Source organism: Paenibacillus sp. GCM10023250 (genome assembly GCF_042653205.1).
In the GTDB taxonomy this organism is placed as follows: Bacteria; Bacillota; Bacilli; order Paenibacillales; family Paenibacillaceae; genus Paenibacillus_Z.
This window is the reverse complement of record NZ_JBHSHY010000018.1, coordinates 69,775-83,514: the sequence shown is the minus strand read 5'-3', so window position 1 is coordinate 83,514 and position 13,740 is coordinate 69,775. Positions and strand designations below refer to the sequence as shown.

Here is a 13,740-nt window from a genome sequence, read left to right as displayed (position 1 = left end):
CGGCAGATATGCTTGTCCGGTCGTACGCGGTATGAAAAAAGAGGCCGGCGCGGCAGGCTACCCTGCGACGATGCTCAGCTTCTGGAACGAACGGAAGAAATCCGCCGCCACGTAGCCGAGCGATTCATAAAGCGAGAGGATCGGTTCGTTGTGTTCGTCGGCCGTGATCATGATCTTCGTGACGCCCCGCTGCACGAAGCGCTGGCGAAGCGACGCGATCAATTGTTTGCCGATGCCCTGGCGCTGGTACTTCGGGTGCACGGCGATGCGGTAGTAGAACCCGCGGCCGTTGTCGATGGTTCCGATCATAATGCCCGCGACTTCGTTGCCGACCGCGGCGACCAGCACCAGCTCGCTGTCCCACGAGAGCTGGCGGGCGAAGGCTTCCATGGTTTGCTCGTAACACTCCGGCGTCAAGACGGTCTCCAGCAGCTCGGTAACGGATTGGTAGTCGGCTAATTGGAAGGATCGAACGTCCATAACTTCATGCTCCTCTTCAAGTCCAGTATGGGTGCAGCCTCTAAACGATTTTTTAGGTAAAGTTAATAATACGACAAAATCATTCGAATTCCTTCTAAAACCTTTGAAAATCCTTAAAAAAGTTGAAAAATCGCCCGAATTCTGTTGAAAGCGCTTAAAATTAAGCGCTTTCATATTGTTGGCTGCGTTTACTCTGGGAACCAAGGAACGACTCGCCAGCACCGGGCGCTTTGCCGTTCTCGCGCCATGTCGAAAAAGGCAAAAAGGAACAACCGGCGTTGTCCCTTTTGTGTTTCCCTATTCCGTTCGATGCCGATACCGGACCTTGCGCGCGGAACCGGGACTGCTAGGCGAGGACAGGTCTTAACCGCTTACATGACCGGGCGCGCGTCTCCCTGCCTTCAAGACTCCGCCCGCTGGGACGGACGACTTGCCGCCCTCCGCGCTTCAATCGCGCATATACGCGAACAGCGCCTCCCGCCAATGGCGAAGATCCTCGAGCCCCTGCCGCTTGATCTCGCCGTGCTCCAGCGCGGAATACGCCGGCCGCGGTGCGGGCCGCGGGCTTTCCGCCGTCGCGCAGGGTACGAGCTTGACGCCGCGGACGCCGGCGTCCTCCAAGATCGCCTGCGCGAACTGGTACCACGTGCAGACGCCCCTGCCGCTCGCATGATAGAGGCCGTACCGGTCCGTCCGCGCGAGCCGGATCAGAAACTCCGCCAGGTCGCGCGTATAGGTCGGCGAGCCGAACTGGTCGTTCACGACCCGGATCTCGTCCTGGGTCTTCGCCAGGCCGCGGATCGTCTCGACGAAATTGCGGCCGTATTTGCCGTAGACCCAGGAGGTCCGGACGATGAACACCCGCCCGCCGACCGCCTGGACCTCGCGCTCTCCCGCGAGCTTCGAGCGGCCGTAGACGGTGCGCGGATGCGTCGCGTCGCCTTCCTTGTACGGCTCCGAGGCCGCGCCGTCGAACACGTAGTCCGTGCTGACGTAGAGCAGCTTGGCGCCGAACTCCTTCGCGGCGAGCGCGATATTGCGCGTCCCCTCCGCGTTGATGCGGAACGCTTCGTCCGGCTCGGACTCCGCCTTGTCCACGGCCGTATACGCCGCGCAGTGGATGATGGCGTCTGCCTGGTACCGCTTGACGATCTCGCGGCAGCTCTGCAGGCTCGTCACGTCCAGCCCGCCGCGGCCGAAGCCGAGCAGGCTGACGCCCTGCCGTTCCAGATTCGGCAGCCGCAGCAGCTCTTGGCCCAGCTGCCCGTTCGCTCCCGTGACGATGATGCGCATCGGTCTCGTTGTCATGTCCATCCCGCTCCTTGCCTTAGCTTAATGTCCTTCGTTCTTGCGGCGGTACGCGCCGGAGGCGATATCGGCCATCCAGGCCGGATGGTCCACGTACCACTGGATCGTGGCGCGGATGCCCCGCTCATACGGGTACTGCGGCGCCCAGCCGAGGGCAGCGCGGATTTTGTCCGCGTCGATCGCGTACCGCCGGTCGTGGCCTGGCCGGTCCGGCACGTGCGTGATGAGGGAAGCCGGCTTGCTGAGCGCCTCCAGAATCGTCGACACGACCTCCAGATTCGTCCGCTCGTTGCGGCCGCCGACGTTGTACGTTTCGCCCGGCACGCCCTTGTGCAGCACAAGGTCGATCGCGCAGCAGTGGTCCTCGACGTAGAGCCAGTCGCGCACGTTCAGCCCGTCGCCGTACACCGGCAGCGGTTCATCCCGCAGCGCCTTCGCGATCATGAGCGGGATGAGCTTCTCCGGAAACTGGTACGGCCCGTAATTGTTGGAGCAGCGCGTGATATTCACGTCCATGCCGTACGTCTCGCGATAAGCCCGCACGAGCAGATCGGCCGCCGCCTTGCTCGCGGAATACGGGCTGTTCGGGGCGAGCGGCGTCGTCTCCGTGAATAGGCCGGCCGCGCCCAGCGTGCCGTACACCTCGTCGGTGGACACCTGCACGAATTTGCCGGCCTGATGCGTCCGCGCCAGCTCCAGCAGCGTCTGCGTGCCGAGGACGTTCGTCGTCACGAACACGTCGGGCTGCAGGATGCTCCGGTCGACATGCGATTCCGCCGCGAAGTGGACGACGGCGTCCACGCCCTCCCGGAAGAGCGGTTCCAGCGCGGCGGCGTCCCGGATGTCCGCCCGGACGAACCGGTAGCGCGCATCCGATTCGATGCCGTCCAAATTGGTTATGTTGCCTGCGTACGTCAACGCGTCCACGTTCAGGAGCGTATAGGACGGATGCGCCTTGCGCATGTAATGCACGAAGTTGCTGCCGATGAAGCCGGCTCCGCCCGTAATCAGCAATTTCACGCTGTCCTCACCTCGAGTAAGTAAAATTGATGTCCGCCTCGCGGAGCGGAGGATGCTTCGCGTCCTTGGCCGACAGCACCGATGGCGCGATCGGCCAGGCGATGCCGAGCTCCGGATCGTCCCAGGCGATGCCGCGGTCGTGGGGCTGCGAGTAGTACGCGTCGACTTTATAGAGCACTTCCGTATCCGGCTCGAGCGTGACGAACCCGTGCGCGAAGCCTTGCGGGACGAGCAGCTGCTTCTTGTTGTCCGCCGACAGCTCGAACCCTTCCCAGCGTCCGAACGCCGGGGAGCCGCGGCGAATGTCCACGACGACGTCGAAGACGCGGCCGGCGGTCACCCGGACGAGCTTCGTCTGGGCTTGCGGCTCCAGCTGATAGTGCAGGCCGCGCAGCGTGCCCGGCACCGCGGACAGCGAGTGGTTATCCTGAACGAACGCCGCCGCGATGCCGTGCCGCAGCAGCGCATCCCGGTTGTAGCTCTCCATGAAGAAGCCGCGGGCATCCTGGATAACGCCGGGCTCGATGATTTTCACGCCGGGTAGACCCGCGTCCGACACCTTCATTCGGCCTTACCCCTTTCAACGTTGGTACTTATGTATATTCCGGTGGAGTTTGTCTTGCCTCGAAGCTCGTCCGCGAAGATAGTACGGTATGGAAAAACGGGGAAATGTTCATGCTAGAGGATGTTCCGGCGCCGATAAATGGCCAAACCGACTTTACAAACATTTATGTTGATTTATTGGACAGGAACGGAGATAATGAGAAGGAAATTACATATCTATTAGGAGGTTATTGACAATGGCCCATCAACTGCCAGCTTTGCCTTACGCAAACAACGCTCTTGAACCGCATATCGACGAAACGACGATGATGATTCACCACGACCGTCATCATAACACTTACGTTACGAACCTCAACGCTGCTCTGGAATCCGCTCCCGAGCTGCAAAACAAATCCGTCGAGGACCTGATCGCCGACCTGAACAGCGTGCCGGAAGCGATCCGCACGGCTGTCCGCAACAACGGCGGCGGCCACGCGAACCACTCCCTCTTCTGGGAAACGATCGGCCCGAACGCGGGCGGCGCGCCTACGGGCGCTCTGGCCGACGCGATCCAAAACGAGCTGGGCGGTTTCGAGCAACTCAAAGCCGACTTCGCGAAAGCGGCTACGACGCGCTTCGGCAGCGGCTGGGCATGGCTCGCGCTGAGCAACGGCAAGCTGAAAGTATACAGCCTGCCGAACCAAGACAGCCCGATCATGGAAGGCGACACGCCGCTCCTCGGCCTGGACGTCTGGGAGCACGCGTACTACCTGAAATACCAAAACAAACGCCCGGACTACATCGCCGCGTTCTGGAACGTCGTGAACTGGGCGGAAGTCGGCAAGCGTTACGATTCCGCGAAATAAGCCGCTTTTGCGACACGAACACCCCCGCGCCTCTCTGGTGCGGGGGTGTTCTTATGTCCGCGCCAAGCGCCGGCTTGATGCCGCTCGGGGCGGTGCATTGCCGAAACCTTCCCGCGCTTGCCGCCGTCTTAGAAGTCAAGCGCTTCGCTTCAAATAAAGGGGGACTTGGCATATGCGAAAGGGCAAACGGTACCTGCTGCTACCGATGCTGCTGCTCATGCTCGCGGCGGCGGCCTGCTCGCCGCCCGGCGGCGAACGATTCAAGGCGAGCCTGCCGGGCGCCGCCGTGACGAAGATCGAGCTGACGTGCGCAGAGCTGTGCCAGCGGATGGATGAGCCGCCGTTTCAGTCGAGGGTCATCTCAAATGCCGCGGAGATTCGGACGTTCGTGCAGGTCTTGAGCGATGCGGAGAAAATGCCGGGAGAACTCGATTATGGAGCTTTGTTCCGCATGATGCTCACTTTCGAGGACGATTCGGAGCAGACGTACGTGCTGAACATCGACGACGAAGACGGCCGGAGAGGGCTGCTCGTCGATTCTGAACATAGCTCGCAGGGGTGGGAAATTTCCGAGCAGGATGCGGAGACGCTGCGTAAGCTGATTTACCGGCACGAGTGAAGCGAAAACCAATGAAGGCGCGCCGATGCGCGCAGCGGGAAGGGCAGCCGAAGCGAGGTTCGGCTGCCCTTTTTTGCGTGCCCTGCCGCGGTCAACCGCCGGTACCGGCAAGCCTGCGGCGGCTGCGGCTGCAGCGCCTTCGACAGTTCACGGCCGAACGTCTCTATGCATGCCGGTGCGGGCGGAGATAGTCGGGCCTGGGGAAAAACGACACGGGATAGGCTCCTGCCGCATAAGCTGAACCGAGATATTCACCTATCCTTGCGTGCGAAAAGGAGTTCGAAGCATGTACAACTATACGTTTGTTCCCGGCGCGCCCGAGGGCTACACCAATCGCAACGGAGGCTGCGGCTGCGGCGGTCCGCGCGGCATGACCCCGCCGCCCGGCGGGCCGGGATTCCCTGGCATGCCCGGCGGTCCGGGGTTCCCTGGCGGTCCCGGCGGTCCCGGCGGCCCCGGTGGGCCGGGGTTCCCCGGCATGCCCGGCGGACCGGGCTTCCCTGGCGGTCCCGGCGGTCCCGGCGGCCCCGGTGGGCCGGGGTTCCCCGGCATGCCCGGCGGACCGGGCTTCCCTGGCGGACCCGGCGGGCCGGGATTCCCCGGCATGCCCGGCGGTCCGGGCTTCCCCGGCATGCCCGGCGGTCCGGGCTTCCCCGGCGGACCCGGCGGGCCGGGCTTCCCTGGCATGCCCGGCGGTCCGGGCTTTCCCGGCGGACCCGGCGGGCCGGGCTTCCCCGGCGGTCCCGGCGGGCCGGGTTTCCCTGGCGGACCCGGCTTCCCGCCTCCGCCGCCATTCCCCGGCCCCGGTCCGTTCCCAGGGCCGTTCCCGATTCCGCTCCCCATTCCGATTCCGGGCCCGGGTCCGTTCCCGCCGCCGGCGTTCGGCTTCGTCCGCGTGTTCGTGAACGGCGGCAACTTCTTCCCGTGGCTGACCAACGTCTACAATGTGCGGCACTTCCCCGGCATGAGCGTCGGCCAGGCGCTGGCCGCCACCGGCATCGTCCGCATCGGCTTTAACGGCCGCATCGTCGCCGTGGACGGCGTCGCCATCGCCGGCAACGTCGAGGCCATCGTCCGCCTGAACGGCCGCCCGATTCCGCAGACGCTGCTGTACCTCCCGGTGCGCGCCGGCGACGCCGTCGGCCTCGAGATCTTCGTGCGCGGACCGCGCGCCGAAGAGGCCGGCTTCGACTACGCGAACCAGGTCCAGAACAACTTCGCGGAGCTGCAGCGGCTGGAAGCGGAAGAGCAGGCCTGATCCGGCCCTCGGCCGCAGGCTGCCCGCTTCGCCGGCGCAAACGCGCCGAACGGCCCTCCCCGCCAAACCGAACCCGGTTTGGCCCGGGAGGGCCGTTTTGCCGCAGGCCACCTGTCGTTCGCATGCGATGCGCGCGGCTGTCCGGCGCTTGGCCTCCGGTCCGGCGCGGCGGCTTCGGCTCCAGGCTTCAACCCTCGGCCGCCGCCTCCTTGTCCGGGAACACCTTCGCAAACGGGGACAAACCTCGTCTCATCACAAGCAAAAGGGGCGGCCGAACCGGCCGCCCCCTTCGCTTCCGCTTCTCCTGCTGCCCCCGCTTTCGCGGCGCTTCCGCAGTCTCCGCATCCCGGAAATCCCGGCTAGCCCGTCATTCCGCGGCTAAGCCGCGTCCTCGCCGCTTAATTCTCGTCCGGATACTTGTCGTTGACAGCCTTGATCGCGTCCGCGAGGCCGAGGCCCATCTGCTCGTCGGCGTACTTTTTCATGGCCGCCTTGATGTCCTCGTTGCCGATGACCAGCTTCGTGACCAAGGCGTCCAAGTCCCCGCCGCCCGTGTTGAGCGAGCTCGCGTAAGCGTTGACGATCCAGTTGATCGGCGGCTTCTCGCCGGACTGCAGCTGCTCGGCCTCGACTTTGTCGATGTACTCCTGGACTTTGCCCGTCTCCGTCGCCGGATAGCCCTCGACGTATTTGTTGCCGTCCGACCAGATGGCCAGCGAGCCGAACACGTTGTTGGACGGGTACAGCTTCATCAGGTCGAAATCCTTCTCGTCCTGGTGCTTGTTCGTGACCATGTCGCCGTTCGACTCCCAATCCACGCCCTGCAGCCCGTAGCGCGTTATCTTCTGCCCTTCCGGCGAGGCGAGCCAATCCATCAGGGCCAGCAGGCGCGCCTGCTTCTCGTCCGACGTATTGCCGCTGAACAGCGTGCCGGACCAGTAGTCGAAGTAGCCGTACAGGTAGTTCTTCCCGTCCGCTGCCGGCACCGGGTTCAGAATCTTCACGTGATCGAGAATGTTGGAGTTCGGGTTCGCCTTGTTCCAGAGCGCCGGCTCGGCGTTCATCGTCTTCGGCGTCGTCACGTACGCGGCCGCCTTGCCCTGCATGAACTTATTCTGCGCGTCGACGTTCGGCAGCGCGAAGTCCTTATCCAGCAGGCCGGACTGGTACAGGTCCCGGATCTGCGCGACCTGCTCCGCGAAGCCGTCCGCCATCCAGCCCGGCTGCCATTGGCCGTTCACCTTCTGCCACCACGTGGACGCCGGGTTGATATTCTGGAACACGCTCTCGCGGATCCAGCCGATGCCGCCGGCCGTGATGCCGATGACGTTCTTCTTGTCGGCGATCGTCTTCAGCACGTTCTTCAGCTCGTCGTACGTCGTCGGGTCCTGCAGGCCGAGCTCTTCCATCCAGTCTTTGCGGATCTCGATGCCCCGGTCCATCGGCAGCTCGTTGCGGTTGGCCAGCATGCGCGGGATGAAGTAGTTTTTGCCGTCCGCCGCCGCGGCGCCGGCCACGTCCGGCAGATCGACGTATTTCTTCAGGTTCGGGTACGGGCTCATGTCGTCCGGCAGCGGCTTGATGATGCCCTGGTCCGCCCATTGGTTCACGAGATCGCCGCTCGTCTGGTCGAAGAAGAACGCGTCCGGGAGCTGGCCGGAAGCCGCCCACAGCTTCGTGCGGTCCCCGTAGTCGCCCCACGATTCGTTCACGGGCTTGATCGTGATGTTGAATTTCTTCTCGATCATTTGGAGCATCGGATCGGGCTGGTCGGCTTTGATCGAGGTGGCGATGTCGTAGAAGGCGAGCGAGATGTCCAAATGCTCTTTGAACGGATCGTCCTGCGCGGCGTTCGCGTTCCCGTTCGAGCCCGCGTCGGCCCCGTTATCGGACGCGGCCGGAGCGTTGTCCGTCCCCCCGTTCCCGGAATTCGAGCTGCAGCCGGCGAGCAGACTTGCGGCGAGCGCCAGGCTCGCGATGCCCGCGGCTAAGGTTTGGCCTTTCTTCATGGCGATTGCCTCCTCTAATGGATTGACCCCGCAATGGTCACGTAACGCTTGCGTGCGTGTCGCGTTCGGACAGATCGTCAGCCCTTGATGGAGCCGACCATCACCCCCTTGGCGAAATACTTTTGCAGGAACGGGTAGACGGCCATGATCGGGAAGCTCGCGATGACGATCGCCGCCATTTGCATCGCTTCCTGGGGAATGTTGATTTTGGACTGGTCGACCGCGGACATGCCGACGTTCTTGCTCAGAATCTGGCTGATGTTCATCAGGATGTTCCGCAGCATCAGCTGCAGCGGGTACTTGTCGGAGTCCGTCAGGAACAGCATCGGGCCGTACCAGTCATTCCAGCGGTCCACCGCGTAGAAGAGCGAGATGGACGCGAGCACCGGCAGCGAGGTCGGGATGACGATCCGCAGCAGAATCGTCAGGTCGCCGGCGCCGTCGATCCGCGCCGATTCCTCCAGGCTCGCCGGGAAGTCCCGGAAGAAGCTCATCATGATCCAAACGTAATACGTACTGATCGCCGACGGCAAGATCATGACCAGGTAGCTGTTGTACAGGCCGACGCCCTTCACCGTCAAGTAATACGGGATGAGGCCGCCGCCGAAAAACATCGTGAAGATGATGATCGTCATCAGCACGTTGCGCCCGGGCATCGCCTTCTTGGACAGCGCGTACGACGCGATGATCGTCAGGGTGAGGCTGAGCGCCGTGCCCGTCAGCGTGACCAGCGACGAGACGACGAACGCCCGCCCGATGCCGAATTCGATAATCTGCTTGTAGCCCTCCAGCGTGAAGTGCGTCGGCAGCAGCATCCCCTTCGGCGTTCCGAACGACGTGATGATGACCGTATAGAACGGGAAGACGGCGCAGATGCCGAGCACGATGAAGATCGCGTGCAGCAGCAGGTCCGCCCGGCTCTTGCCCCGGTTCGCGAGGCGATCCCCGTGCCCGGACGGGTTCGTTAAGGTTGCGTCGGCCATTAGACGAGTCCCTCCTGTCCGAGACGTTTGACGAGCTGGTTGGCGATGACGAGCAGGCAGAGGCTGATGACCGATTTGAACAGGCCGACCGCCGTCACGATGCCGAAGCCGAGATTGACGCGGCCCGCGAAGGACAGCCGGTACATGAACGTATCGAGCGTGTCCGCGACCTGGTAGACCGGCGCGCTGTAGAGGTTGAAGATCTGGTCGAAGCCGCCGTCCATGATGCCGCCGACCGCCAGGATGAGCATCATCGCGACGACGCCGCGGATCGACGGCCATGTGATATGAAGCATCTGCTTCCAGCGGTTCGCCCCGTCGACGTACGCCGCCTCGTAGAGCTCCGGGCTGATGCCCGCGATCGCCGCGAAATAGATGATCGCGCCCCAGCCGGCTTCCTTCCAGATGTTCGTCACGTACAGCAGCGGCCGGAACGTGGCGGGATCGCCGAGGAAGCTGACGTAAGGCAGATCGAGCTTCGCGAACAGCGTCGCGATCGCGCCCGTGTTGCCGAGAATGTTGACCAATATGCCCCCGAGCACAACCCACGACAGAAAGTGCGGGAACGTGAACACCGTCTGGTACAGCCGCTTCAGCTTCGAGCGGGCGATCTCGTTCAGCAGCAGCGCCATGATGATCGCCATCGGAAACTCGACGAGCAGCCGGCCGCAGCTGATCAGAACCGTGTTGCGAAACGCCGTCCAGAAGTCCGAATAGCGGAAAATGTACCGAAAATTGTCCAGCCCGACCCACGGGCTATGCAGCACGCCTTTGTTGAACATGTACTTCTTGAACGCCAGCGTGATGCCGTACATCGGCACGTACGAGAAGACCGCGTAGAATGCGACGACCGGAATGAGCAGCAGGTAGAACACCCGGTACTGCTTCACTCGCCGCCACAGCCGCGCCCGCTTCAAGCGCTTCTCGTCCTCCGTTCGCGGCGGAGCGCCGTAGCCGGGCTGAACCGTCCCTTCGCGCGAAACCGTTCCATTCATCCTGCACCTCTCCTCGCCTTCGGGTATGCTGTCGCCGTATTGACAACTCCCATTTTAGTCAAGTTTGAAAGCGCTTACTACCAACGGAAAACAGCCGATTTTGTGCGGGACATTGCTCTTTTGCCGGGCATGCTCCGCCCGCGGCAGGCAATCGCGAGCGAGAAGACAATATTATCGCGCAATCGTCCATTTTCCGGTCCCGCGGCCTTAGCGACGGCCAGGCGAAGGACAAAAAGAGGCCCTTCCCGCCGTTACCCGGAGAAAGGCCCCTCGTCCCGCTTGACCGCGGCAGGTTCGCTCACTCGTTCGTCCTGTAAGCTCTAGGTGTCCTGCCGGTCATCTTTTTGAAGATTTTGCTGAAGTAATACGCGTCGTGATAGCCGACCTCTTCGCCGACCCGGTGCACGGGCAGATTGCTGTCCCGCAGCAGCTCGCACGCGCGCCGGATCCGCAGCTCGGCCAGGTAGTCGGTGAACGACCGGCTGACGTGCTTGATGAAGAGCTGGCCGATGTAGTTGCGGTTCATGTAGAACTCGTCCGCGAGCATCTGCAGGGTCAGGTTCCGGTTGTAGTGGTCGTTGACGTAGCGCAGCACCGCGAGGAATGCCTCGCTGCGGATCTGTCCCTGCCCCTGGACGTACAGGCCGCCCAGATAGGCCGTCGTCATCCGCTGCAGGTCGCGCAGCAGCTCGCCGAGATTCTCGTAGCGCTCGATCAGCCGCTCGTAATCGATCAGCAGGTAGTCCTCCAGCCGCTCCGCGTCCGTCCGCTGCTCCTGGATGATGGCGGTCAGGACCGTGTTGTACAGGAAGAACGCGTGCTTGATCCGGTAAGCGCCCGATCGGAACCAGCCGGCATAATCCTCGTACAGCTTCGCCAGCTCGGACATGTCCCGCTTCCGAAGCGCCTCCGACAGACCCTTGAAGTCCCCGTACCCTTTCGGCTCGCCCGCCTGGCACACCGCCGGCTTGCCCGCGATGAAATACTGGCAGGCCGCCATCTCCGCTTCCTCGATCGCAGGCTTGACCGCGTCGGCGCGGTGCACGGGCCGGCTGAGGCCGATGCCCGCGAACTTGCCTTCGTACCGGCGCAAATGCTCCAGCAGCGGCGCCCGCGCGTCCTCCTGGGCGATATACAGGCTCCTGCCGCCGCGCCCGCTCAGCTTGACGTGGCGGTGCGGCGGCAGCGGCTCGGGGCCTTCGAGGTTCACGGCCGCGACCACGCGCATCCCCCGGGAGGGCTCGATGCCCGCCTGCGCCAGCAGCCGCGCGAATCGCTCCAGGCCCGCCGGCGAATCCTCCAGCAAGCATTCGAGCATGGACGGCACGTCCTTCTCCGCCCGTTCGTCCAGGATGTCCTTCGCTTTCTTAAGCAGCGGCGCGAGCTCCTCTTCCTCGACGGGCTTCAGGCAGTAGCCGATCGCGCCCAAATTCAAGCATTTCTGCACGTACGAGAACTCGGCGAAGCCGCTGACCACGATGAACAGCATGTCCGGCCGGTACTCCCGGCACTGCTTGATCAGCTCGAGCCCGCTGATCTCCGGCATGCGGATATCGACGATCACCACGTCCGGACGGAGCTCCCGGATCCGTTCGCGCGCCGTCGGGCTGTGCGTCTCCGTGCCGACGATCTCGAAGCCGAACCGCGCCCAATCCACCGCGCTGCGCAGATTGGCCACGACCCACTGCTCGTCGTCCACGAGCATGGCCTTATACATGCGAATCACCGCCTTCCTTCGGAGATGGGGATGCGGAGCGTCACTTCGGTTCCCGCTCTTGGCCGGCCGTCGATCGCGAGGCCGTAATCGCTTCCGTAAAGAAACTGCAGCCGATGATGCACGTTCGCCAGCCCGATGCCCCGGCTGCCGTCCGGTTCCCCGCCGCGCCCGCCGGCCGTCCTCAGCCGCTCGCGGACGTCCGCAAGCCGCGCCTCGTCCATGCCGACGCCGTCGTCGCGGACGGTCAGCACCAGGACCGCGCCGCCGTCGTGGCCGCGGGCTCCCGCCGCGCCGCCGGCTTCGCCGCCTTCCGCCGCCGCCGTCAGCGTCAGCGTGCCCAGCTCGTACTGGGGCTCGAGCCCGTGGTAGACGGCGTTCTCGACGATCGGCTGCAGGATCATCTTCGGCACCGGCACCGCGAGCAGCGCGTCCGGCACGGCGCAAGCGAACCGGAACCGGTGCGAGAAGCGGATCGTCTGGATGTTCATGAACGCTTCGACGATCCGAAGCTCCTCCCCGAGCGGCACGATGTCGTGCCCCTTGATGCTGTAGCGGAAGATCCGCGACAGCGACCGCGTCATGTCCCGGATCTCCGGCACCTCGCGCTCCGCGGCGATGCCGCGGATGGCGTCAAGCGTATTGTACAGGAAATGCGGATTGACCTGGCTTTTCAAAAAATCGAACTCGGCCTGCTTCTTCTCGATCTCCGTCCGGTACAGCCGTTCGTTCGACTCCACCAGCTGCCGGGTCAAATGCTGGATGCTCGAGAGCATCTGGTTGTACCGGTTGCCGATGACGGCCGCCTCGGCCGAGCCGCGCAGGTCGATCCGCTTGTTGAGGTCGCCGCTGTCGCTGATGCGCAGGTATTGGTACAGCTTGCGCATCGGGAAGATCATGTTGTTCAGGATGAGCAGGAACGGCACGGCCAGCAGCAGGATGCCCGCGGCCAGCGCCAGGAGCGTCTCCCGCTGCAGCTTGCGGATGTCCCGAAAGAAGACGTCGTCGGGGATGACCCGGACGATCCGGCCGCCGATCTGCGGCAGCTCGTCCACCTGGACATGCGTCAGCTCGCCGTTCAGCCGGACGACGCCGCTGTTGCCCGTCATCGGCGGCATCTCGAACGGCTTGCCGATCATGCCGCGGTCGTTGCTCATGAAGATGCGGCCCGTCCGGTCGAGCAGGTAGAGGTCCGTGCCCGGCTGCAGCGACTTCAGGTCGTATCCCCCGGTGAGCGTCGACACGTCGATGATCAGGATGATCCGTCCGATGACGTTCGTGTATTCGCGCTTCAGGTCGCTCGAGAAAATATTCGTGCCGACCGCGAAGCAGTAGCTCGAAGCGCCGACGGGGCTTTTGCATTCCTCCGCCTTGGAGAAGTAGGAATCGGCCTTCTTCGGCATGAAATCGCCGAACTCGCTGGCGGACGAGCCCTGCAGCGAGAACCAGTCGCCGTTCTTGCCGACGACGACGAAGTCCGAGATGCCCGGCTTCACCGTCGAGAGATTCAAGAACAGGTTCTTGATCGTCGGATACCGCTGCACCTTGGACAGCATGTCCTCGTCGAACAGGTAATCCTGGATCGATTTATTGTAAGCGATGTTGTACGTCAGCCATTTGACGACGTCGTAGTTGGACAGAATCGTCTGCTCCATCTGCCCGAATATATCGTTCGTGTACACTTCGTTGTTTTTGGAGATGAAGGAGGCGCTGCGGTTGTAGTTGAACAGCAGGATCGCGACGAACACGGCCATCGTCAGCAGCGCGATCATATACATTTGCCCGCGGATGGGCAGCTTGCGCAGTACGTTCATGGGCGAGTCTCCCCCGGCTCCGGTTATGACGTCCATCGACGTTATTATAGCATCGGAGAGGGTTCATGAAAACGCATTCAGCCCGCCGGAGGCGGGCTGAATGGCACTAATATTTGCTTGGCCGGGCGGCG

Annotated in this window: 12 protein-coding genes; 3 read left to right on the top strand and 9 right to left on the bottom strand. The window is 63.4% G+C overall.

Translation table 11 applies throughout. The features are described from left to right. Positions 1-57 precede the first annotated feature (57 nt). The 4 genes from ACFPB1_RS15645 to rfbC all read right to left on the bottom strand — a co-directional run bounded on the left by ACFPB1_RS15645 (position 58) and on the right by rfbC (position 3,373). Positions 58-480, bottom strand: coding sequence for a GNAT family N-acetyltransferase (locus ACFPB1_RS15645; RefSeq protein ID WP_379226884.1), 423 nt, complete (start codon positions 478-480; stop codon positions 58-60). A 447-nt stretch (positions 481-927) separates the two neighbouring features. Then, positions 928-1,788, bottom strand: a complete 861-nt coding sequence (gene rfbD / locus ACFPB1_RS15640; protein WP_379226882.1) for a dTDP-4-dehydrorhamnose reductase — start codon at positions 1,786-1,788, stop codon at positions 928-930. A 24-nt stretch (positions 1,789-1,812) separates the two neighbouring features. Continuing rightward, entirely contained in the window at positions 1,813-2,808 is a 996-nt protein-coding gene (gene rfbB, locus ACFPB1_RS15635; protein WP_379226880.1) for a dTDP-glucose 4,6-dehydratase, read from the bottom strand. A 7-nt stretch (positions 2,809-2,815) separates the two neighbouring features. Continuing rightward, positions 2,816-3,373 carry a dTDP-4-dehydrorhamnose 3,5-epimerase gene (gene rfbC / locus ACFPB1_RS15630; RefSeq protein ID WP_379226878.1) on the bottom strand — a complete coding sequence of 186 codons (558 nt, stop codon included), beginning with the start codon at positions 3,371-3,373 and terminating at the stop codon, positions 2,816-2,818. A gap of 235 nt (positions 3,374-3,608) precedes the next feature. On the opposite strand from rfbC, the gene ACFPB1_RS15625 reads away from it, so the two are divergent. From ACFPB1_RS15625 to ACFPB1_RS15615, 3 genes are all read left to right on the top strand, one after another. Continuing rightward, positions 3,609-4,217 carry a superoxide dismutase gene (locus ACFPB1_RS15625; protein ID WP_379226877.1) on the top strand — a complete coding sequence of 203 codons (609 nt, stop codon included), beginning with the start codon at positions 3,609-3,611 and terminating at the stop codon, positions 4,215-4,217. Between the two features lie 172 nt (positions 4,218-4,389). Next, complete coding sequence (locus ACFPB1_RS15620; protein ID WP_379226875.1) at positions 4,390-4,836, top strand: hypothetical protein; 447 nt, start codon at positions 4,390-4,392, stop codon at positions 4,834-4,836. A gap of 604 nt (positions 4,837-5,440) precedes the next feature. Beyond that, positions 5,441-6,094, top strand: a complete 654-nt coding sequence (locus ACFPB1_RS15615) for a hypothetical protein (protein ID WP_379226873.1) — start codon at positions 5,441-5,443, stop codon at positions 6,092-6,094. A 398-nt stretch (positions 6,095-6,492) separates the two neighbouring features. Here ACFPB1_RS15615 and ACFPB1_RS15610 read toward each other — a convergent pair whose 3' ends face one another. The 5 genes from ACFPB1_RS15610 to ACFPB1_RS15590 all read right to left on the bottom strand — a co-directional run bounded on the left by ACFPB1_RS15610 (position 6,493) and on the right by ACFPB1_RS15590 (position 13,609). Then, positions 6,493-8,103: an extracellular solute-binding protein gene (locus tag ACFPB1_RS15610; protein WP_379226871.1), complete on the bottom strand. Its 1,611-nt coding sequence runs from the start codon at positions 8,101-8,103 to the stop codon at positions 6,493-6,495. A gap of 77 nt (positions 8,104-8,180) precedes the next feature. After that, a complete protein-coding gene (locus ACFPB1_RS15605) occupies positions 8,181-9,086 on the bottom strand; it encodes a carbohydrate ABC transporter permease (protein ID WP_379226869.1) in 906 nt (301 codons plus the stop codon). Next, positions 9,086-10,081 carry an ABC transporter permease gene (locus tag ACFPB1_RS15600; protein WP_379226867.1) on the bottom strand — a complete coding sequence of 332 codons (996 nt, stop codon included), beginning with the start codon at positions 10,079-10,081 and terminating at the stop codon, positions 9,086-9,088. The genes ACFPB1_RS15605 and ACFPB1_RS15600 overlap by 1 nt, the downstream gene beginning before the upstream one ends. A gap of 298 nt (positions 10,082-10,379) precedes the next feature. Further along, the gene (locus ACFPB1_RS15595; RefSeq protein ID WP_379226865.1) at positions 10,380-11,798 is read right to left on the bottom strand and encodes a response regulator; all 1,419 of its coding nucleotides are present in this window, start codon (positions 11,796-11,798) and stop codon (positions 10,380-10,382) included. A gap of 5 nt (positions 11,799-11,803) precedes the next feature. Next, a complete protein-coding gene (locus tag ACFPB1_RS15590; RefSeq protein WP_379226863.1) occupies positions 11,804-13,609 on the bottom strand; it encodes a sensor histidine kinase in 1,806 nt (601 codons plus the stop codon). Positions 13,610-13,740: the final 131 nt, after the last annotated feature.